Here is a 19,117-nt window from a genome sequence, read left to right on the forward strand (position 1 = left end):
GCGGAGGAGCCCGGACCGCAGTCCGGGCTCCTCCGGCCGATGCAAGCCTGTCAGGCGGGGATGGCGGTGACGTACCAGAGTTGGCCGGTGACGTTCTGGCACTTGTCCATGAACGACGCGCCCTTCAGGACGGACTCCGGCGCGAACCGGTTGCCTTCCAGGCATTCGCCTTCCTTCTCCCGGAACTTCGTCTGCAGCCGGAAGAGGTTGTCACCGGCCTTGACCAGCTTCCACTGCTGGCCGGTGACCTCCTGGCAGGTGTCGAGGAAGGCGGCGCCGCCGAGGACCTTCCCGGCGCGCTGGTTGCCTTCCAGACACTTCTCCTCGCCGAGGAACTTCGTCCGCAGCGTGTAGTAGCCGTCGGGGCGCTTGGTGAAACTCCACGCCTGCCCGGTCACGTCCTGACAGGTGTCCTGGAACGCGGCGCCGGCGAGGGTCGAGTTGCCGTCGATCCGGTTGCCCTCCAGACACTCGTCCTCGCCGCGGAACACCGTCTTGAGCTTGTAGTACCCCGAGGCAGCGGCTGGGATCTGCGCCGCCGGCTGCGCCTTGACGTCGACCGTCTTCACGGCAGCGGGGTCTGAACCGTCCACCGGCTCCTCGTTGATGGACGTGTCGATCGCAGCCGCCGCGGACGAGGCCGCGGTGGGGGATGCCGCGGCGGGGGATGCTGCGGCGGGGGATGCTGCGGCGGGGGATGCCGAACTCGTCGATGCGGTCGGCGTGGACGCCGGCGAGCTGGACGTTTCGTCCTGCCCACATCCCGTTGCGGCAATCGCGAAGACCGCCAATACCGCCACAAAACGCCTCATGTCGTCCAACTTTCGTTACTGCATGGTCTGGATTTCGGTTCCACCAGCCCTGCTGACTTCGTCTGACTAGTCACCCGAGTGGCTGGCGTCGTAACCGTACGTGTGTGCCAATGGCGCCGACAACGGGCAAGCGGATGGCAAAATCGCGCCCGTCGGAGCATCCCGGTCCGTTCGTAAATCCAATGTGGACGCTGATCGGTGACGGCCTGTTCGCCGGTCGGCTAGAAATCGACGGGTGAAGCAGATATAAGTTCCATAGTGGACAGTCGACTTACGCGTAGTTCACAGTGGGTGTGGTGCCACAGGCAGGATCGAGTCGAGGCCGGCGGTCCATCACCGCTCGCAGGGCCATCCGGTTCGGGGGTCGGGTGGGTGTACCGCCACACCGTGGCCACCCGACCCCGAATCGGACGCTCAGTCTGCGAGCAACCCAGCGGCTACAGGGTGCGGGCGAGGCGGTCGGCGAGGATCCGGGCGAACCGCGACGGGTCTGCCAGGTCACCGCCCTCGGCGAGCAACGCCGTGCCGTACAGCAGCTCGGCGGTCTCCGCCAGGGAGTCGTTGGCACCATCCTGCTCGTACGCCTTGCGCAGCCCGGTCACCAGCGGGTGACCCGGGTTGATCTCCAGGATCCGCTTGACCTTCGGCAACTCCTGACCCATCGCCCGGTACATCTTCTCCAGCGTCGGAGTCAGGTCGTGGGCGTCACCGACCACGCAGGCCGGCGAGGTGGTCAACCGCGACGACAGGCGTACCTCCCGGACCGAGTCGGCCAGCACGCCGCCCATCCAGGTGAGCAGGTCGGCGTACTCGGTGCGCTGGCGCTCCCGCTCCGCCTCGGCCTCGGTGCGCTCCTGTTCGGTGTCCAGGTCCACCTCGCCCTTGGCGATCGAGCGCAGCGTCCTGCCGTCGTAGCTGCCGACCCGCTCCACCCAGACCTCGTCGACCGGGTCGGTGAGCAGCAGCACCTCGTAACCCTTGGCCCGGAACGCCTCCATGTGCGGAGAGTTCTCGATGGTGGCGCGGTTCTCGCCGGTGGCGTAGTAGATGTCGATCTGGCCGTCCTTCATCCGGCCGACGTAGCCGGCCAGGTCGGTGAGCTCCGCCGGGTCGTGGGTGGAGGCCACCGACAGGACCTCCAGCAGGGTGTCCCGGTTGTCGGTGTCGTCGATCAGGCCTTCCTTGACCGCCGCGCCGAACTCGGTCCAGAAGGTGCGGTACCGCTCGGGGTGCTCGGTCTTGAGGTCCTTGACGGTGGCGAGCACCTTCTTGACCAGCCGGCGACGCACCGCCCGGATCTGCCGGTCCTGTTGCAGGATCTCCCGGGAGATGTTCAGCGACAGGTCGTGGGCGTCCACCACACCCTTGACGAAGCGCAGGTAGTTGGGCATCAGCGCGTCGCAGTCGTCCATGATGAACACGCGCTTGACGTACAACTGCACGCCCCGACGGCCCTGTGGGGAGAACAGGTCGATCGGCGCGTGCGACGGGATGAACAGCAGCGCCTCGTACTCGAAGGTGCCCTCACCACGCATGTGGATGGTTTCCAGCGGGTCGGCCCAGTCGTGGCCGATGTGCTTGTAGAACTCGTGGTACTCGGCCGGCTCGACCTCGCCACGCGGACGCGCCCACAACGCCTTCATCGAGTTGAGCGTCACCGTCTCGGTGGTGGCTTCGGCGCCGTCGCTGCCGGGACGCTCGACGGTCATCCGGATCGGGTGGGCGATGAAGTCGGAGTACCGCTTGACGATCTCGCGGATCGTCCACTCGGCGGTGTAGTCGTGCAGGTTGTCCTCGGTGTCGGCCGGCTTGAGGTGCAGCGTCACCGCCGTGCCCTGCGGCGCGCTGTCGAGCGCGGCGATGGTGTAGGTGCCCTCGCCGTTGGACTCCCACCGGGTGCCACCGCTCTCGCCGGCCCGGCGCGTGGTCAACTCGACGGAGTCGGCGACCATGAACGCCGCGTAGAAGCCGACCCCGAACTGCCCGATCAGCTCCTGGGAGGCTCCCGCGTCCTGGGCCTCGCGCAGTTGGCGCAACAGCTCGGCGGTGCCGGACTTGGCGATCGTACCGATGACGGAGACGACCTCGTCGCGGGTCATTCCGATGCCGTTGTCCCGCACGGTGAGGGTACGGGCGTCCCGGTCGACCTCGATGGTGATGTGCAGGTCATCGGTGTCGACGGCGAGGTCCTTGTCGCGCAGCGCCGCCAGCCGCAGTTTGTCCAACGCGTCGGAGGCGTTCGAGATCAGTTCGCGGAGGAAAACGTCCTTGTTCGAGTAGATCGAGTGGACCATCAGCTGTAGCAGCTGACGGGCCTCGGCCTGGAACTCCAACGTCTCGGCCTGGTCGTTCACACCTTGTCCCTTTCTCTGCTCGTCAGCCCACGACGACTCGCGGAAAGGATACGAGTCGTCGCTGTCCGCGTGCGTCGCCGGCCCACCCCGCTGCGGCGCAACTTCGATCGCAGCAGGCCACGCTCGCCATCGAGGCTCATCGGAGGCTGATCAGGACCGCGTAGTCGGCCGCGGTGAGCGGATCCGGCGACAGCGAGTGGTCCCCCCGGGGGACGCTCAACGGCGCACCGTCACGCAGGAAGACCACCGCGTCGACGTCGGCGCGGGCGGTGAGCGTACAGACGATCTGCCCGTAGGCGAGCATCTCGTCGGTGCGACCGGTGTCGGCGACGGTCGGCGTGACCGTGACCCGCGCCTGCCCGTCGACGAGTTCGACCTCGGCGTTGCTCAGCGCGCCGGTCAGGGCGTTGGTCAGGCCGTCGTCGCGCTCGGCGTGGGTCGGCCCGGCAAGCAGGTCCCGCAACTGCAGTTCGGCCGTGGGCACCTCGTCGATCCGACGGATCACCGGCACCAGCCGGTCGTCGCGGGAGAAGTAGAGCACCTCGGTCACGGCGCCGGTCTCGGCCGTGGTCGGCGCGGCGGTCGCGCTGGGCGGGAACGGGCCGGGCGGTGGGGTCACCGCGCGGGGTCTGTCCTCGCCGGGCACCCCGCACGCGGCGACCAGGGCGAGCAGGATGGCCGCCACGGCGACGTGGACGGCACGGGTGCCGATCATGACACGCTCCCGGGCAGGGTGATGCGGAACCGGGCGCCGCCCTCCGGTCGGTCGCTGACCGAGGCTCCACCACCGTGTGCGGCGGCGTGCTGGGCGACCAGTGCGAGCCCGAGGCCGGTCCCGTCACCGCCGCCGCGATAGTTGGCCGCACGCCCACGCACGAACCGGTCGAAGATCGCTTCTCGGTCCTCCACCGGCACTCCCGGCCCCTCGTCGTCCACCTCGATGACGCCGGTGTCGCCCGCACGGGACAGGCGTACCGCGACCGGACCGGCGCCGTAGCGTTCCGCGTTGTCGAGCAGGTTGGCCAACACCTGCGCCACCCGGCGCTGGTCGACCCGCCACGTCGCGGGCGTCTCCCCGGCCAGCTGCACCATCTCCTCCGGCAGCTCCCGATCCCGGCAGGCCTGCCGGGCGAGTTCGGCCACGTCGACCGGTTCCCGGTGCACCGACTGGTCACTGCGGGCCAGATCCAGCAGGTCGTTGACCAGTTGCTGGAAACGCTCGATCTCGTCGGCCACCAGCCGAGCGGCGGTGGCGGTCCGCTCGTCCTGGTTGTCCCGGCGCCGGGACAACACGCTCGCCGCGGCGGCGAGCGTCTGCAGCGGTGAGCGCAGTTCGTGGCTGACATCGGCGGCGAAGCGTCGGTCCCGGTCGATGCGCTGGGCCAGTTCGTCGACCATCCGGTTGAAGGAGGTCGACAGCCGGGTCAGGTCCGGATCGGTGTCGGGTGCCAGCCGGGTGGTGAAGTCGCCGGCCGCGATGCGCTCGGCGGCGTCCGCGACGGCGGTGAGCGGACGCAGCCCGTGCCGGGTGGCGTACCAGCCGAGCGCCGCACCCGAACCGGCCACCATGATCGCGACCGCGGTCAACGCCAACGCCAGCACCTGGAAGGTCTGCTCCAGCTCGCGCAGTGAGGCGATCTCGTAGAACGACGCCGAGTCGGACAGCGGCACACCGACCAGCAGGACCGGCTGGTCGTCGACGCGGATCCGCTGCACCGCCGGCTCCCCCGCGCTGACCAGTTCGCGCAGCCGTACCGGAATCGCGGCGGTCAGGCCGTTGTCGGCGGCGCGGCCGTACCAGTCGCCGTTGAGGTGCAGCACCGCCCGCCGGCTGGTGCCGGTGTCCAGCGTCCGCAGGGCCTCCCCGGCGTCCGGATTGTCGGTGTCGAGCCCGGCGCGGACCACCGCCGCGTCGTAGTAGGCCGCCCGCAGCACCGTGCGTTCCCGCTCGTCGAGCAGCGTGCGGCGGGTCAGCTCGTAGGACACCAGGGCCATCGAGGCCGACAGCAGCAGGGCACCGATGGCGAAGGCCGCGGTGACCCGGGCGCGCAGTCCGAGGCGTCTCATCGCTGGAGCTTGTAGCCGAGCCCACGCAAGGTGACGAGGTGTTTCGGGTTGGCCGGATCGGCTTCGATCTTCTGGCGCAACCGGCCGACGTGCACGTCGACCAGCCGCTCGTCGCCACTGTCGTATCCCCAGACGCGGCTGAGCAACTGCTGCCGGGAGAGCACCCGCCCGGCGTGTTCGGCCAGCTCGCAGAGCAGTCGGAACTCGGTACGGGTGACCGCCACCGACTCACCCGCTCGGCGTACCTCCCCGGCCTCGGGGCTGACCTCCAACTCCCCGAAGACGAGCACCGGCACCGCTTCCTCTGCCGGTGCCACCGTGCGGGCCCGCCGCCGCAGTGCCCTGAGCCGGGCCGTCAGCTCCTTGATCGCCACCGGCTTGACCACGTAGTCGTCGGCACCGGCCTCAAGCGCGGCGACGATGTCGTGGGTGTCGTCGCGAGCACTGACCACCACGATCGGCACGTCGTCGTCGCGCCGCAGCTGACGGATGCACTCGAAGCCGTCGATCCCGGGCAGCATCAGGTCGACCAGGACGTAGTCGGCCGGGGCCCGGCGCTGTGCCCGCAGCCCTTCCTCGGCGGTGGCCGCACCCTGCGCCTCGTAGCCCTCGTCCTCCAGGGCGAGCAGCAGCGCCAACCGGATGCGGTCGTCGTCCTCGATCACCAGTACCGCTGTCATACCCGGAATCATCCCCAAGCGCTCGCCGACCGGCCAACCACCACTGCCTTCAGGGTGTTTTGTCACGCAACTGTCATACGTCCGCGCAGTGCCTGCCAACCCCGCTGGGCAGGGTGAGAGCCACCTGGGGACTGCAGGAGAGGGGGCAGCGACGTGACCGCGCCACGACGCCCCGAGTGCACCGTGCCGCTGGTGGAGGTGGCCATCACCGAGTTCGACCTGGCCTGCCTGCCGGAGACCGGAGCGGTGTTCGACCGGCTACTCACCCTGCACCCGAAACAGGTCATGATCGATCTTTCCGGCTGTCGGCACATCGACGCGGCGGGCATCGGGCTGCTGCTCGACGTGCACCGCCGGATGGTCCGCACCGGCGGAGTGCTGTCGGTACGCAATCCCAACCCGCGCATCGCCCGTATTCTGCAGACCGCCCGACTGGACCAGATCCTGCCGGTGCACACCGACGGCGGGGCAGTTTCCGCCGTGACCACCGACCCTGGGGCTGCATCCACCGATGCGGCCGTGGGTGCCACCGGTCATCCGACGGCGTACGGCCGGGCGGCCGTCCCCGTGCGGACCTGACCCGGCAGCCGCCGCAACTGCCAGGACGAGGAGCAGCATGACCATCGCCGGGATCGCCGCGGCCCTCGCCGTCGGCCTCGCCGTCGGCGTAATCGGCCGGCTCGTCGTTCCCGGCCGTTCGAATGTCCCACTGTGGCTCACCATGACCATCGGCGCCGCCGCCGCGCTGCTCGGCGCCATCAGCGCCTGGCTCGTCGGAGCCCGTGGGCTCAACCTGCTCGGCCTGGTCGTCCAAGCCGGTCTGGCCACGGTCGGCGTGGTGATCGTGATCGCCACCGCCAGCAAGGAACACTCAGACTCCCGCTGAGGTCTGCATGGCGACGGCCCAGCGGCCGGACGTCCGATTCCCTGTCCCGCCCCCACGCCGCCAGTACCGGAGAGGAAGCAGGATGACCGTCGTACCGGACGACAACCTGATGACCCTGATCTGCGATGTGTGCGGCGAGACCACCACCGGCACCGCCTGTGTGCTGCCCGACGCCGAGGTCGTCTGGACGCTGGTCTCCGACCACGGCTGGAGCGGATCCCCGTTCGCCACCGGTCCGCACCGCTGCCCACGGTGCAGCGCCCTGCCACCGGGCACCACTCCGGGCGGTGGGCCCGGTACCGGCGGGCCCGGTGCGGGTGGGGCCGGTGCGGGTGGGGCCGGCGCCGGCGGGCAGAGCCACGAGGTGACGGTGCTGACCAGCGACGGTGATCTCGGCGCGGAGGCCGGTGAGGCGCTGCGTGCCGCGCTGCGCGGGGCCGTCAGCCTGGCCGGAACGGTCGTGGTGGATCTGGTACGGGTCCAGGTCATCGACTCGGTCGGGCTGGGTCTGCTGGTCCGCGCCCACCGGGAGGTACGCGACCGCGGCGAGCGGCTCTGCCTGGCCGCGCCGTCGCGTTTCATCCGTACGGTGCTGCACACCATGAAACTCGACGGGGTCTTCCCGATCTTCGCCAGCCTCGACGAGGCCCTCACCCAGCTACGCGCCCAGGATCCCGCCGCAGGCGACGCCGTGCAGGTCGACGTGACCCCGGCCGAGGCCGGTCGGCCGAGAACGGCCGCACCCAGGAACAAATCGGCGGGCCGCCGCCCGGTCACCCGCATCACCGTCTGAGCCGCCACCGGTCGGGCGCGGCCGCCGGCCGCACCGACTCAGGTGCTGTGCTGCCCATCCTCCCGGGGCGCAGAGTCGCCGGTGGAAAGGTTTCCGGGCCGGTGTTGAACCGATCCACTTCCGTTGCCGTACCTGTTGGCGAAGGGAGTGGCCCATGAAGCGCCTGACCCCGTTGCTCACCCTCCTGTCGGGGGCGGTGACGGCTGCCGTGCTGTTCACGATGAGTGCGCAGGCATCCCCGCCGCGCACCCAACCGGCCGGCGACAACGCTCCACCGGCTGTCGCCGCGCCGCCGCAGGACGAGACGGACGTCGACGTCGAGGCCTCGGTGGACGAGGAGCAATCCGACCCGGAGAGCACCCGCCCGGCCGAGGTCTCCCCGCCCGACGCGACGGAGGAGTCGCCGGACGGCACCGAGGTCTCCTCGGTCGAGCAGAACTGGATCGGCCAGCTGGAGAACGGCGCCACGATCGCCATCACCGTGAAGGGCGGCAAGGCCGAGGCGTACGTCTGCGACGGCCGGAGCATGGAGCTGTGGCTGTCCGGGACGGTACGCGACGGAAAGATCGAACTGACCGGCAAGGACGCGAAGCTGACCGGCATCATCCGGGGTGACAGCGCCAGCGGCGAGATGATCGTCGGCGTCCGACGCTGGAAGTTCACCGCCCGACCCGACGACAAGAAGGGCGACGAAGCGGTCACCAAGTCCGGCTCGGGCACCGCTCCGGCGATCTACCGCGCGACCGACGAGATCCGCAAGGCCGGCATCGACGGCGGCTGGATCATGCTGCCCGACGGTACGCAGATCGGCATCGTCACCTGGAACGGCAAGCCGATCCCCGCACCGCCGCTGGACCCGGCCTTCTACAGCACCGTGGTCAACGGGGTCACCATCGTCGCCGAGCCGGTCATCCCCGGGGCGCGGTGATGTCCCAGCACCGTCAGGGCAACGTCCGTACGATCCCCCGCCGCCCGCCGGAGCCCACCGTCGAGGTGATCCGCGAGTTCGGCGGCGCCCCGGGCGAATCGCGACGACGGCCCTCGATGATGGTGCCGCTGGTGGTCGGGGCGGGCGTGGCGGTGGCGCTGGGCGTCTACGGTCGCACCCACACCCCGACCGGTATCGCGGTCAACGTGGCCGGCTTCTCCTCGCCCCTGACGGTGAAGGTGTGGCTGGGCACCGCGGCGGCGTTCTTCGCCGTCGTCCAACTGCTGTCCGCGTTGTCCATGTGGGGCCGGCTCGGCGGGTTCTCCCCGTCCTGGGCCGGCGCCGCACACCGCTGGTCGGGGCGGATCGCCTTCCTGCTGACCGTACCGGTCGCGGTGCACTGCCTGTACGCGCTCGGCTTCGCCGACTACGACCTGCGTACGCTGCTGCACTCCCTGCTGGGTTGCTTCTTCTTCGGTGCGTTCGCCACCAAGATGCTCACCCTGCCCAAACGCGGTCTCGCCGGCTGGGTGCTGCCGGTGGTCGGCGGGGTGGTCTTCGTCGCCCTGATCGGCATCTTCCTGACCTCGTCGGTGTGGTACTTCACCACCTTCGGCATCCAGTTCTGATCTTCGAAAGGGCACAGGCAGCACAGATGAACCACGAGCAGGCCGGCTGTTGCCGGTCGCGACGGGCGTTCCTGGCCGGCACCGGCGCGGCGGGAGTCGCCGCACTGACCGGCTGCGCGACGTACGGCGAACCGGCAGCGGCCCCGCCGCCTGCCGGACCCGGTGGCGGCGCACCCCCAGCCGCATCCGGCGGCAGCGCTGCCCCCTCCGGGTCCGGTGCCCCGGACGACGAGGCGGCCCCACCGGCGCTGGCCACGCTCGCCGACATCCCGGTCGGCGGTGGCGCGATCTTCGCCTCGGCCGGCGTGGTGGTCACCCAACCCACCGAGGGAACCATCAAGGCGTTCTCGGCCAAGTGCACCCACCAGGGTTGCACCGTCACCTCGGTCGACAACGGCGTCATCACCTGTGCCTGCCACAACAGCGTCTTCGACATCTCCGACGGGTCGGTGCGCAGTGGGCCGGCGGGCGCCCCGCTGCCGGCCGCGAACGTCACCGTCGACGGTGACGCCATCCGGCTGGCCTGAACGCGGCCCATCCCAGGCCCGGGCCGCGCGGGGCCGTCCGGAGGCGTAGCGCTTCCGGACGGCCCCTGCCCCACCCGGACGGGCGAGGCAGGGGCCGCTCAGCTCGCTACGTCAGGATGCGACGCAGGTGAGCGCGGTCGGCACGCCCGATCCGCTGCCGGTCAGCCCGAAGGTGGTGCTGGCCGAGGGTGCGAGTTGCCCGTTGTACGGCTCGTTGCGCACGGTCACCGAGGTGCCGGACGTGGTCAACCTGCCGTTCCACAGTGACGAGATGGTGGTGCCGGCGGGGGCCGTCCAGCTGACCGTCCAGCCGCCAATCGCCGCGGTGCCGGAATTGCGTACGGTCACTTCCGCCTGGTAGCCGCCCTGCCAGGAGTTGAGCACCCGGTACGTCGCGGCGCAGCCCTGGTCACCTCCACCGCCGTTGTCGGCCGGTGTGGTCAGGGTCAGCGGGGGCGAGGCCGCCGAGACGTTACCGGCCGCGTCCCGGGCCCGCACCGTGAAGGTATAGCTGGTCGAGGCGGTCAGGTTCGTGGCGCGGTAGCTGGTGCCGGAGACCGTGACCACGCCGGCCCCACCGGATCCGCTGGTGGTCCGCAGCACCTCGTACGAGGTGACGCCCACGTTGTCGGTGGCGGCGGCCCAGTTCAGCGTGGCGGCGGTGGCGGTCACCTCGGTGGCCGTGGGCTGGCCCGGCGCGGTCGGCGCGGTGGTGTCCACCGGGTCGGGGCCGTCGCCGTAGCGCTCGGCGAGGCTGATGCCGGTGGTGGAACCGACGCCGCCGAGGCGCACCTGGTGGTCGAGGCCGACGAACTTGCCGTTGTGCTGCCACAGCGCCGGCTTGAGCATCTGGTTGTACTTCGTCTCGTCCCAGCTGGTCCAGTCGTCGAGCAGCAGCCCGCCGGTGTCGCCGGAGTTGGGGTTGAGGCACCAGAACGTGTGGTGGATGCCGTTCTCGGTCATCAGGTCGCGCAGCGCGGCCATCCAGCGGTCCTGCCGGGCGTCCTGACCCAGCCGCCCGCCCCACTCCCCGATCAACAGCGGGGCGATGTTCTGCTCGTGGATGTAGAACCAGTTCGGCCGCCACACGTCGTTGGTCAGCGACTCCTTGTCGAAGTCACCGGCGAACCAGGGCTGCTCGAACACCAGCGGCCCGTAGTCGTGCGGCGAGTAGACCAGCTGGTCCTGCTGGGCGCCCAGGTCGACCGGGTGCTCGGCGACACCGCGCAGGTTGCCACCCCACCAGTTGTAGAAGTAGTTGGGGCTGCGGTCCGGGTTGGTGTTGGGCGAGTTCCAGGTGGCGCCGGGACGCGGGTAGACCTCGATGCCCTCGCAGAGGATCAACAGGTTCGGGTTGATGGCCAGGATCCGCTTGCCCGCCGTCTCACAGGCGTACTTGAAGTTGTCCTGGTCGGTGCTGGAGTCCCACTTGGCCCGCTGCGGGTCGTTGGGGGTGCCGTGCGGCTCGTTCTTGATGTCCATCGCGACGATGGTGTCGTTGTTGCGGTAGCGGGTCGTGACCCATTCCCAGCCCTGGTAGAACAGCTCCGAGGTGATGGTGCCCTTCCACCACACCGGATAGGTGTGCCCGGAGTTGTCGGCCTCGGCGCTGTGCACGTCGAGCATGACCTTCAGGCCGTACTTCTCGCACAGCTGGAGCCAGTAGTCGAAGACCTGGAGGTTGTTCATGCCCTCCAGCTCCGGGTTGACGTACGTGTTGACGTTCGGCCGGATCGCCTGGCCGGCCTTCCACTCCAGCAGCAGCTGGGTCGAGATGGGCACCCGGACGATGTTGATGCCACGCTGGGCCATCTGGCGGGTGATGTTCTCGATGTTGGCCGACCACAGGCCGTGGAAGACCCGTTCGGTGGCGTTGAAGCCGAACCAGTTGGCCCCGGTGAGCCAGACCTGGTTGCCGTCCTCATCGACGATCTTGTTGCCATCGGTGCGCAGCCAGTCATTGGCCGGGACGGCGGCGTTCGTTACGGCGGTGGCCGTGGGGGCCGCCGTTGCGGCGGGCGCGGCGGCGGCCAGGCCGAGCAGCACCACGGCCGCGGTGGCGACGGCCTGAATTTTCCTCCGTGCGGACATGCGACTTCCTCTGTGGTGGGTGACGAGGAACGTCGACACAACGGCCCTGCCCGACAGACCGTGGGAGCGCTTCCATCGACACCTTATGCGGTCGTTGCCAGCAGCGGAAGTAGAGGCACGCCGCTTCGGCGAGATGGCGGTGACAACGCCAGCCAGATACCGCCATTCCGGCGAAACGGAGTCGATCAGCCGGGCGCCGCTACACGGCGAGGGCCGCTCGGACGCTGTGCTCCGCGTCGCCGCCACCCTCGCCGGCGGAGGTGACCCGGCCGGACTCCAGCACGTGGTAGCGGTCGGCCACTCGCAACGCGAACCCCAGATGCTGCTCGACCAGCAGCACACTGAAGCCGCTCTGCGCGATCAGCGCCACGATCCGGTCCTGGATCTCGGCCACCACCGAGGGTTGGATGCCCTCGGTCGGTTCGTCGAGCATCAGCAGCCGGGGCCGGGTGATCAACGCCCGGGCGATGGCCAGCTGTTGGCGTTGCCCGCCGGAGAGCAGCCCGGCCCGGCGGCGCAGCAGCGCACGCAGCGCCGGGAACAGGTCCAGCACCTCGGTGGTGGCCGCCGCACCGTCGCGGCGTCCGTCGGCGACCAGGCGCAGGTTCTCCGCCGCCGTCAGGTGCGGGAAACACTGCTGGCCCTGCGGCACGTACGCGATGCCCCGGGCGACCCGCTGGTGCGGGGCGAGCCGGGTGATGTCCTCACCGTCGAACTCGACCCGGCCGGCGGTGGGCCGCAACAGTCCGGCGGCGACCCGCAGCAGGGTGGACTTGCCGGCGCCGTTGTGGCCGAGCACCGTGGCGACGCCGTCGCCGGGCACCTGGACGTCGACGCCGTGCAGCACCCGGCTGCGTCCGTAGCCGGCGTGCACGCCACGCAGACTGAACATCATGCCTCCAGAGGGGTCGGGCCGGCGTCGACCGGGTGGCCGAGATAGACCTCCTGCACCCGGGGGTCGGCCTGCACCTGGGCGACGGTGCCCTCGCTGAGCACCCGGCCGGCGTGCAGCACGGTGACCGTACGCGCGAACCGGCGCAGGAAGTCCATGTCGTGTTCGATCACCACCACCGTCCGGTCCCGGCTGACCTGTTCGAGCAGCTCACCGGTGGCGTCACGTTCCTCGTGGCTCATCCCGGCCACCGGCTCGTCGAGCAGCAGCAGCCGGGCGTCCTGCACGAGCAGCATGCCGATCTCCAACCACTGCTTCTGGCCGTGGGCGAGAGTGCCGGCGAGCTGGTCGGCCCGGCCCGCCAGACCGATCACCTCCAGGGCCTCGGCCACCTCGTCGGGGATGCCGTGTCGGCGGCGCAGCAGGGTGGCCCAGCCACGCCGGGCACCCGCCGCGATGTCGAGGTTCTGCAACACGGTCAGTTCCTCGAACACCGTCGAGGTCTGGAAGGTACGACCGACACCGAGGCGGCTGATCCGGTGCACCGGACGGCCGAGCAGTTCCCGGTCACCGAAGCGGACCGAGCCGGTGGCCTTGACCAGCCCGGTGACCGCGTCGACCAGGGTGGTCTTGCCGGCACCGTTGGGGCCGATCAGGAACCGGATGTCGCCCGGCGCCACGTCGAGACTCACCCCGTCGACCGCGGTGAAACCGTCGAAGCTGACCCGCAGGTCGCGTACGTAGAGCCCGTGCAGTTGCTCGGTCATGACGACGTCTCCACTTCCGGGCGGCGTGATCGGCGGCGCAGCCGGCCGGGCCATCGCCCGCCGTCGCCGCGCCGGGCCAGGCCGATCAGCGAGGCCAGGCCGCCCGGCAGGAACGCCACCACCACCACGAACAGCAACCCCTGAAGGTACGTCCAGGTGCCCGGAAACCGTTCCGACAGGGCGGTACGCGCCCAGGCCACCGCCACCGCGCCGAGCACCGGTCCGAGCAGCGTGGCCCGCCCACCGACGGCCACCCCGATGACGAACTCTATGGACGGGACGATCCCGATCATGGCCGGGGAGATGATGCCGACCGCGGGCACGAACAACGCACCAGCCAAACCAGCCATGCCGGCGGCCACCACGTACGCGACGAGTTTGACGGTCGCAGGGTCGTACCCGAGGAAGCGGACCCGTTCCTCGCCGTCGCGTACGGCCACCAGCAGTTCGCCGTAACGGCACTGCATCAGGTGCCGGGCCAGTGCCAGCAACGCCAGCAGGGTGCCGGCGATGATGAAGTAGACCATCCGCTGGTTGACCGGGTCGTCCAGGTCGTAGCCGAAGAAGCCCTGGATGTCGGTGAGGCCGTTGGTGCCGCCGGTGGTGCCCTGCTGACCGATCAGCAGGATCACCATGGCGGCGGCGAGGGCCTGGCTGAGGATGGCGAAGTAGGCGCCGCGAACCCGGCGGCGGAACACCAGCGAACCGAGCACGAACGCCACCGCCATCGGCAGCAGCACCGTGGCGGGCAGCGCGAACCACGGGCTGGCGAACGGCCGCCACCACAACGGCAACTCGTCGAGTTGGCCGTACAGCAGCATGAAGTCGGGCATGTTGCCCGGTCCCGCGTCGGCGAGCTTGAGGTGCATGGCCATCGCGTAGCCGCCGAGGCCGAAGAAGACGCCCTGGCCGAGGGCGAGCATGCCGCCGCGTCCCCAGGCCAGGCCGATACCGACCGCGACCATCGCCACGCAGAGGTACTTGGCCAGCAGGGAGAGCCGGAAGTCCGACAGCACCAGCGGCGCCACGGCGAACAACAGCGCCGCGCCGAGCGCGAAGCCGGCGGCGGCACGGAAGCGGTGCCGCGACGGCCCCGCCGCCGGCTTGGCCGGTGGCGGCGTGGGGTCGACGACGGTACGGGAATCGCGGGCGACGGTGGTCATGCCAGGCTCCGGGTTCGCAGGGTGAACATGCCCTGGGGCCGCCACTGGAGGAACGCGACGATGGCGACGAAGACCATCACCTTGGCGACGCTGAGGGTGGTCAGGTACTCGCCGGTGGCCTGGAGCACGCCCAGAGCGAAGGCGACGATCACGGTGCCCTTGAGCTGGCCGATCCCGCCGACCACGACCACCAGGAAGGCATCGATGATCAGGTTGGTGCCCATGGTGGGGCCGATCGGACCGAGCAGGGTCAGCGCCACCCCGGCGACGCCGGCCAGGCCGGAGCCGATGAAGAAGGTCATCCGGTCGACCCGGGCGGTGGCGATGCCGGAGACGGCGGCCAGGTCACGGTTCTGCACGACGGCCCGGATCCGGCGGCCGAGCGGGGTGACCCGCAAGGCAACCGTCAACGCGACGACGGCGCCGCCGGCCAGCGCCAGGATGAACAGTCGGTTGTTGGCCACGGTGATCCCGCCGGGCAGCGCGATGTTGCCGGTGAGCAGTTCCGGGGCGCGGGTCTGCACGTTGGGGCTGCCGAAGACGTCCCGGGCCAACTGTTGCAGGATCAGCGACACCCCCCAGGTGACCAGCAGGGTGTCCAGCGGGCGGGCGTAGAGGCGACGGATCAGCAGCATCTCCAGCAGCACACCCATCGCGCCGGCCACCACGAAGGCCACCGGCAGGGCGATCAGCAGCGACCAGCCGGCCGCCGTGATGACCTGTTGCAGGACGTAGGTGGTGTAGGCGCCGGCCATGATGAACTCGCCGTGCGCCATGTTGATCACGCCCATCTGGCCGAACGTGAGGGCCAGGCCGAGGGCGATGAGCAGCAGCACCGCTCCGATGCTGACGCCGGTGAAAAGTTGGCCGATGAGAACTGTCACGGTGGGTACTCCGTACTGCTGGTGGGGCAGTTCGGGCGGGACCGCGAGGTCCCGCCCGAACCGAGGTGCCGGTCAGCTCAGGCCGCCGGCCCACGGGTAGCTCTTGAGGTACGGGTCCGGGGTGATCGGCTTGCCGGAGTTCCACACTTCGGTGATCAGGCCGTCCGGGCCGACCTTGCCGACCCGGGCGGTCTTGGCGATGTGCTGGGTCGCCCCGTCCACGGTGACCAGGCCCTCGGGTGCCTCGAAGGTGATGCCGTCGGAGGCTTGCCGGACCTTCTCCACCTCGAAGGTTCCGGCCTTCTCCACCATCGCCTTCCAGAGGTAGACCGAGACGTACGCGGCCTCCATCGGGTCGCTGGTCGGCTTGTCCGCCCCGAACTTGGCCTTGTACGCGGCGACGAACTTCTCGTTCGCCGCGCCCGGCGTGGTCTGGTAGTAGTTCCAGGCGGTCAACTGGCCCTCCAGGTACTGGGTGCCGATGCTCTTGACCTCCTCCTCGGCGATCGACACCGACACCACCGGCATGCTGGTCGCGGTCAACCCGGCGGACTTGTACTCCTTGAAGAAGGCGACGTTGCTGTCACCGTTGAGGGTGTTGAAGACCGCGTCCGCTCCGGAGGACTTGACCTTGTTGGTGATCGTGCCGAACTCGGTGGAGCCGAGCGGGGCGTAGTCCTCCCCCAGCACCGTCATTCCATTGGCCTCGGCGTACGCCTTGATGATTTTGTTCGCGGTACGCGGGAACACGTAGTCGGAGCCCACCAGGTAGAGCGATTTGGCGCCCTGTGCCTTCAGGTAGTCCAGGCCGGGAACGATCTGCTGATTGGTGGTCGCACCGGTGTAGAAGATGTACGGCGACTGCTCCAGTCCCTCGTACTGCACCGGGTAGAACAGCAGCGCCTTGTTCTTCTCGAACACCGGCTTGACAGCCTTTCGGCTGGCCGAGGTCCAGCAGCCGAACACGGCCGCGACGCGGTCCTCGCGGATCAGTTTCTCGGCCTTCTCGGCGAAGGTCGGCCAGTCCGAGGCGCCATCCTCACCGACAGGTTGGATCTTCTTGCCGAGCACCCCGCCCGCCGTGTTGATCTCCTCGATCGCCAGCATGATCGAGTCGCGGACGGTCACCTCGCTGATGGCCATCGTGCCGGACAGGGAGTTGAGCAGGCCCACCTTGACGGTGTCGCCGGAAACATCGGCGGTGACGCCGGCGGAGGTCTTCTCGTCGGTGGTCTTGCTGCCGCACGCGGCCAGCGCGGCCGCGGCGACCAGGGTCATGGCACCCGCCAGGATGCGTCGTCCCCGGAACAGTGTCATCAAATCTCCCTGCGTCGCAACGTGAAGCGTGGAGTCAGTTGCCCGGGAGCGGTCGCCGGTCCCAGGTCGAGGATGTTGATTGCTGATCTGCGGTTTACGGTGCGGTCCGGTGGAACATCGCGACGCCCGACGGGGCGGGTGGACGCCGGCCGGGCACCGATTCGGATATCGGGCAGGGAAAGCTTCGATCCGGTTCGTTGCGCGGATGTTTCCCAATCCTCAATAGACTGTTTCCGCTGCCGCGTATCGCTCGTCCCGGCGGGCACGCAAAAAGCCGGCGCCACACCGAAAGGAATCGGTTCAATGGCACCGGCATACGATTGTCCACCGCATTGGACGGCAATTATCGGCGGCCGTCGAGCGGTTGGCGGTATCCGGCACGACACCGGATACTTCACGCAGGAAGTATCTTATGTGGCCGCTTCCCGGGCCTGTCAAGGCACGGTCGGGTCACGCCAGGATCGATGTGCACCCACCCGCGCTGACGCTCGCCGGGTCAGAGTTCGGCGAGGACGGTGAAGTCCAGACCATCGGCCTCGGCGAGGTAGATGCGCTGACGTACGTGCCGCCGACGCAGCTGCAACTCACCGCGCGGCCCGTCGTACGACACCACATCGGCCGAGGCCTCCACCGCCCGCACGTCCAGCGTGCCGGCCTTGGCGATGAGCGCGGCCAGCAGCATGACCCCCTCGTAACAGGACTCACCGAGACTGCCCAGCGGTGGCGCCTCCATCCCGAACCGGCGGGCGAACTGACCATGGAAGTCCAAGTTCTCCGGAGTGACCAGGCCGGCGAAGAAACCGGCCGTGCTGAACAGCCCCCGGGTGTTGGTCGCACCGCTGGCCAACAGCATGTTCTCGTCCATCAGCGTGCTCAGTCGCAGACACCGCTGGTCCAGACCGGACCGGGCGTACGCCCGGTTGAACCGCACCGCGTCCGCCCCGACCAGCAGCATCAGCACCGCATCGGCGTCGCTACGCTCGATGCGGCGCAGCACTTCGGCGTAGTCGTGGGTTTCCAGCGGCAGGAAATGGTGCCCGACCACCCGACCACCGCCGCGCCGCGCGTACCGGTAGGCGGCGTGCGTGGTCCGACGGGGCCAGACGTAGTCGTTGCCCACCACGAACCAGCGCCGCACTCCCAGGTCCGCGGCGAGCACCCGCATCGCCGGCCAGAGCTGCGCATCCGGGGTCTCGCTGGTCAGAAAGACCCCTTCGGTACGCTCGCCACCCTCATACAGCGCGGTGTAGACGTACGGCACCCGGTGCGCGATACGCGGTGCCACCGCCTGACGCACCGAGGAGATGTGCCAACCGGTGACACCCTGCACCGCACCGACCGACACCAGCGCCTCGACCTCGGCGGCCACCTCGACCGGCGGCGCCCCGCCGTCGACCGGCACCAGCCGCAACTCCCGGCCGAGCACCCCACCGCGTCCGTTGACCTCCTCGACCGCGAGCTGGGCGCACAGCTCGCAGCTCGGGCCGAACATGCCGGCGGGCCCGCGCATCGGATACACCAACGCGATGCTGACCACGCCCCGGTCGACGGTGAGCCAGGACGCCCCGGCGGCGATGCTCTCCCCCGCCTGCGGGCGCCCGTACCCGGGTGCCGGCGCGGACATGAACACATGGTGGCGGCCACCGATGCCGGTGACCAGCCCTCCCCATTCAGCGGGACGTCTCGGTACGATGACGCGGCAACCGCGAGGCGGGAGTGCCATGTCAGAACTGCCCGGCTCCCCAGCCGACCTGCTGCTCCTGCTCACCCGCGCCGAGCGGCTGCTCTCGCGCCGGGTCGGCGGGCTGCTCGCCGACGAGGCGCTCAGCATCGAGGCGTGGCGAGTGCTCTGCCTGCTCGCCGACGGCCTGGGCCACCCGATGAGCGAGGTGGCCGCCGAGGCGTCCCTGCCGCCGGGCACCCTGACCAAGCTGGTCGATCAGCTCGTCGACCGCAACCTGGTCTTCCGTCGGGTCGACCCGCTCGACCGTCGCCGCATCCGGGCCTACCTGACCGCCCGAGGCCGTCGCGAGCACGAACGTCTCTCCACTCTGGTCCGCACCGACCTGGCCGCCCTGGACACCGCACACGACCCCACCCTGACCACCCTCCTCAACACCTTGATCTCCCACCTAACCCCCCACCCCCACCCCCAAACCCCACCCCCAGTCCGCGCCGATCTTGCACTTTTGGTCGGCGAGATGCACCATTCGCGGCTTTCGCCCCGGCAGGAAGTGCAAGATCTGTGAAGGTTCTTGTCAAGCGTTGGCTTCGAGGGTGCGCCAGATTTGGCGGGCTATGTAGCGTTTGAGGCTGCGGGTGATTTC

The 19,117-nt window shown here is 69.6% G+C and carries 20 protein-coding genes; 8 read left to right on the forward strand and 12 right to left on the reverse strand.

The window, feature by feature from the left end:
• Positions 1 to 50: 50 nt before the first annotated feature.
• A complete protein-coding gene (locus AB0M35_RS15380; protein WP_363745671.1) occupies positions 51 to 593 on the reverse strand; it encodes an RICIN domain-containing protein in 543 nt (180 codons plus the stop codon).
• A gap of 13 nt (positions 594 to 606) precedes the next feature.
• Here AB0M35_RS15380 and AB0M35_RS15385 point away from each other — a divergent pair, with 13 nt between their 5' ends.
• The gene (locus AB0M35_RS15385; protein ID WP_363745673.1) at positions 607 to 882 is read left to right on the forward strand and encodes a hypothetical protein; all 276 of its coding nucleotides are present in this window, start codon (positions 607 to 609) and stop codon (positions 880 to 882) included.
• Positions 883 to 1,249: 367 nt separating this feature from the next.
• On the opposite strand, the gene htpG is transcribed toward AB0M35_RS15385, so the two are convergent.
• The 4 genes from htpG to AB0M35_RS15405 all read right to left on the reverse strand — a co-directional run bounded on the left by htpG (position 1,250) and on the right by AB0M35_RS15405 (position 5,913).
• Positions 1,250 to 3,166, reverse strand: coding sequence for a molecular chaperone HtpG (gene htpG, locus AB0M35_RS15390; protein ID WP_363745675.1), 1,917 nt, complete (start codon positions 3,164 to 3,166; stop codon positions 1,250 to 1,252).
• Between the two features lie 136 nt (positions 3,167 to 3,302).
• Positions 3,303 to 3,881, reverse strand: a complete 579-nt coding sequence (locus tag AB0M35_RS15395; protein ID WP_363745677.1) for a GerMN domain-containing protein — start codon at positions 3,879 to 3,881, stop codon at positions 3,303 to 3,305.
• The gene (locus tag AB0M35_RS15400; RefSeq protein WP_363745679.1) at positions 3,878 to 5,233 is read right to left on the reverse strand and encodes a HAMP domain-containing sensor histidine kinase; all 1,356 of its coding nucleotides are present in this window, start codon (positions 5,231 to 5,233) and stop codon (positions 3,878 to 3,880) included. Before AB0M35_RS15400 ends, AB0M35_RS15395 begins: the two co-directional genes overlap by 4 nt.
• On the reverse strand, positions 5,230 to 5,913 hold the full coding sequence (locus AB0M35_RS15405; RefSeq protein WP_363745681.1) for a response regulator transcription factor: 684 nt from the start codon (positions 5,911 to 5,913) through the stop codon (positions 5,230 to 5,232). The genes AB0M35_RS15400 and AB0M35_RS15405 overlap by 4 nt, the downstream gene beginning before the upstream one ends.
• 153 nt (positions 5,914 to 6,066) lie before the next feature.
• On the opposite strand from AB0M35_RS15405, the gene AB0M35_RS15410 reads away from it, so the two are divergent.
• From AB0M35_RS15410 to AB0M35_RS15435, 6 genes are all read left to right on the forward strand, one after another.
• The gene (locus AB0M35_RS15410) at positions 6,067 to 6,492 is read left to right on the forward strand and encodes an STAS domain-containing protein (protein WP_363745683.1); all 426 of its coding nucleotides are present in this window, start codon (positions 6,067 to 6,069) and stop codon (positions 6,490 to 6,492) included.
• Positions 6,493 to 6,529: 37 nt separating this feature from the next.
• On the forward strand, positions 6,530 to 6,799 hold the full coding sequence (locus AB0M35_RS15415; RefSeq protein ID WP_363745685.1) for a GlsB/YeaQ/YmgE family stress response membrane protein: 270 nt from the start codon (positions 6,530 to 6,532) through the stop codon (positions 6,797 to 6,799).
• An 82-nt stretch (positions 6,800 to 6,881) separates the two neighbouring features.
• Positions 6,882 to 7,592, forward strand: coding sequence for an STAS domain-containing protein (locus AB0M35_RS15420; protein WP_363745687.1), 711 nt, complete (start codon positions 6,882 to 6,884; stop codon positions 7,590 to 7,592).
• Between the two features lie 154 nt (positions 7,593 to 7,746).
• Positions 7,747 to 8,520 carry a hypothetical protein gene (locus tag AB0M35_RS15425; protein ID WP_363745689.1) on the forward strand — a complete coding sequence of 258 codons (774 nt, stop codon included), beginning with the start codon at positions 7,747 to 7,749 and terminating at the stop codon, positions 8,518 to 8,520.
• Positions 8,521 to 8,636: 116 nt separating this feature from the next.
• Complete coding sequence (locus AB0M35_RS15430; protein WP_363745721.1) at positions 8,637 to 9,149, forward strand: DUF6529 family protein; 513 nt, start codon at positions 8,637 to 8,639, stop codon at positions 9,147 to 9,149.
• A 26-nt stretch (positions 9,150 to 9,175) separates the two neighbouring features.
• Positions 9,176 to 9,676 carry a Rieske (2Fe-2S) protein gene (locus AB0M35_RS15435; protein WP_363745691.1) on the forward strand — a complete coding sequence of 167 codons (501 nt, stop codon included), beginning with the start codon at positions 9,176 to 9,178 and terminating at the stop codon, positions 9,674 to 9,676.
• 111 nt (positions 9,677 to 9,787) lie between these two features.
• Here AB0M35_RS15435 and AB0M35_RS15440 read toward each other — a convergent pair whose 3' ends face one another.
• The 7 genes from AB0M35_RS15440 to AB0M35_RS15470 all read right to left on the reverse strand — a co-directional run bounded on the left by AB0M35_RS15440 (position 9,788) and on the right by AB0M35_RS15470 (position 18,414).
• Positions 9,788 to 11,767 carry a cellulase family glycosylhydrolase gene (locus AB0M35_RS15440; protein ID WP_363745693.1) on the reverse strand — a complete coding sequence of 660 codons (1,980 nt, stop codon included), beginning with the start codon at positions 11,765 to 11,767 and terminating at the stop codon, positions 9,788 to 9,790.
• 199 nt (positions 11,768 to 11,966) lie between these two features.
• Positions 11,967 to 12,659: an urea ABC transporter ATP-binding subunit UrtE gene (gene urtE / locus AB0M35_RS15445; RefSeq protein WP_363745695.1), complete on the reverse strand. Its 693-nt coding sequence runs from the start codon at positions 12,657 to 12,659 to the stop codon at positions 11,967 to 11,969.
• On the reverse strand, positions 12,659 to 13,426 hold the full coding sequence (gene urtD, locus AB0M35_RS15450) for an urea ABC transporter ATP-binding protein UrtD (RefSeq protein ID WP_363745697.1): 768 nt from the start codon (positions 13,424 to 13,426) through the stop codon (positions 12,659 to 12,661). The genes urtE and urtD overlap by 1 nt, the downstream gene beginning before the upstream one ends.
• A complete protein-coding gene (gene urtC / locus AB0M35_RS15455) occupies positions 13,423 to 14,589 on the reverse strand; it encodes an urea ABC transporter permease subunit UrtC (protein WP_363745699.1) in 1,167 nt (388 codons plus the stop codon). Before urtC ends, urtD begins: the two co-directional genes overlap by 4 nt.
• Complete coding sequence (gene urtB, locus AB0M35_RS15460; RefSeq protein ID WP_363745701.1) at positions 14,586 to 15,473, reverse strand: urea ABC transporter permease subunit UrtB; 888 nt, start codon at positions 15,471 to 15,473, stop codon at positions 14,586 to 14,588. The genes urtC and urtB overlap by 4 nt, the downstream gene beginning before the upstream one ends.
• Before the next feature lie 72 nt (positions 15,474 to 15,545).
• A complete protein-coding gene (gene urtA / locus AB0M35_RS15465) occupies positions 15,546 to 16,790 on the reverse strand; it encodes an urea ABC transporter substrate-binding protein (protein WP_363745703.1) in 1,245 nt (414 codons plus the stop codon).
• Positions 16,791 to 17,286: 496 nt separating this feature from the next.
• Positions 17,287 to 18,414: a substrate-binding domain-containing protein gene (locus AB0M35_RS15470; protein WP_363745705.1), complete on the reverse strand. Its 1,128-nt coding sequence runs from the start codon at positions 18,412 to 18,414 to the stop codon at positions 17,287 to 17,289.
• A gap of 97 nt (positions 18,415 to 18,511) precedes the next feature.
• Between AB0M35_RS15470 and AB0M35_RS15475 the strand changes: the two genes are divergently transcribed.
• A complete protein-coding gene (locus AB0M35_RS15475) occupies positions 18,512 to 19,039 on the forward strand; it encodes a MarR family transcriptional regulator (protein WP_363745707.1) in 528 nt (175 codons plus the stop codon).
• The last annotated feature ends 78 nt before the right edge of the window (positions 19,040 to 19,117 follow it).

The organism is Micromonospora sp. NPDC051196, from assembly GCF_040682415.1.
Classification (GTDB): domain Bacteria; phylum Actinomycetota; class Actinomycetes; order Mycobacteriales; family Micromonosporaceae; genus Micromonospora.

Excerpts from the sequence above, each read along its gene's own strand:
- AB0M35_RS15385 (WP_363745673.1), top strand. The coding sequence starts at position 607 with ATGGACGTGTCGATCGCAGCCGCCGCGGACGAGGCCGCGGTGGGGGAT.
- AB0M35_RS15395 (WP_363745677.1), bottom strand. The coding sequence starts at position 3,881 with ATGATCGGCACCCGTGCCGTCCACGTCGCCGTGGCGGCCATCCTGCTC.
- AB0M35_RS15400 (WP_363745679.1), bottom strand. The coding sequence starts at position 5,233 with ATGAGACGCCTCGGACTGCGCGCCCGGGTCACCGCGGCCTTCGCCATC.
- AB0M35_RS15405 (WP_363745681.1), bottom strand. The coding sequence starts at position 5,913 with ATGACAGCGGTACTGGTGATCGAGGACGACGACCGCATCCGGTTGGCG.
- AB0M35_RS15415 (WP_363745685.1), top strand. The coding sequence starts at position 6,530 with ATGACCATCGCCGGGATCGCCGCGGCCCTCGCCGTCGGCCTCGCCGTC.
- AB0M35_RS15420 (WP_363745687.1), top strand. The coding sequence starts at position 6,882 with ATGACCGTCGTACCGGACGACAACCTGATGACCCTGATCTGCGATGTG.
- AB0M35_RS15425 (WP_363745689.1), top strand. The coding sequence starts at position 7,747 with ATGAAGCGCCTGACCCCGTTGCTCACCCTCCTGTCGGGGGCGGTGACG.
- AB0M35_RS15430 (WP_363745721.1), top strand. The coding sequence starts at position 8,637 with ATGATGGTGCCGCTGGTGGTCGGGGCGGGCGTGGCGGTGGCGCTGGGC.
- AB0M35_RS15435 (WP_363745691.1), top strand. The coding sequence starts at position 9,176 with ATGAACCACGAGCAGGCCGGCTGTTGCCGGTCGCGACGGGCGTTCCTG.
- AB0M35_RS15440 (WP_363745693.1), bottom strand. The coding sequence starts at position 11,767 with ATGTCCGCACGGAGGAAAATTCAGGCCGTCGCCACCGCGGCCGTGGTG.
- urtE (WP_363745695.1), bottom strand. The coding sequence starts at position 12,659 with ATGTTCAGTCTGCGTGGCGTGCACGCCGGCTACGGACGCAGCCGGGTG.
- urtD (WP_363745697.1), bottom strand. The coding sequence starts at position 13,426 with ATGACCGAGCAACTGCACGGGCTCTACGTACGCGACCTGCGGGTCAGC.
- urtC (WP_363745699.1), bottom strand. The coding sequence starts at position 14,589 with ATGACCACCGTCGCCCGCGATTCCCGTACCGTCGTCGACCCCACGCCG.
- urtA (WP_363745703.1), bottom strand. The coding sequence starts at position 16,790 with ATGACACTGTTCCGGGGACGACGCATCCTGGCGGGTGCCATGACCCTG.
- AB0M35_RS15470 (WP_363745705.1), bottom strand. The coding sequence starts at position 18,414 with ATGTCCGCGCCGGCACCCGGGTACGGGCGCCCGCAGGCGGGGGAGAGC.
- AB0M35_RS15475 (WP_363745707.1), top strand. The coding sequence starts at position 18,512 with ATGTCAGAACTGCCCGGCTCCCCAGCCGACCTGCTGCTCCTGCTCACC.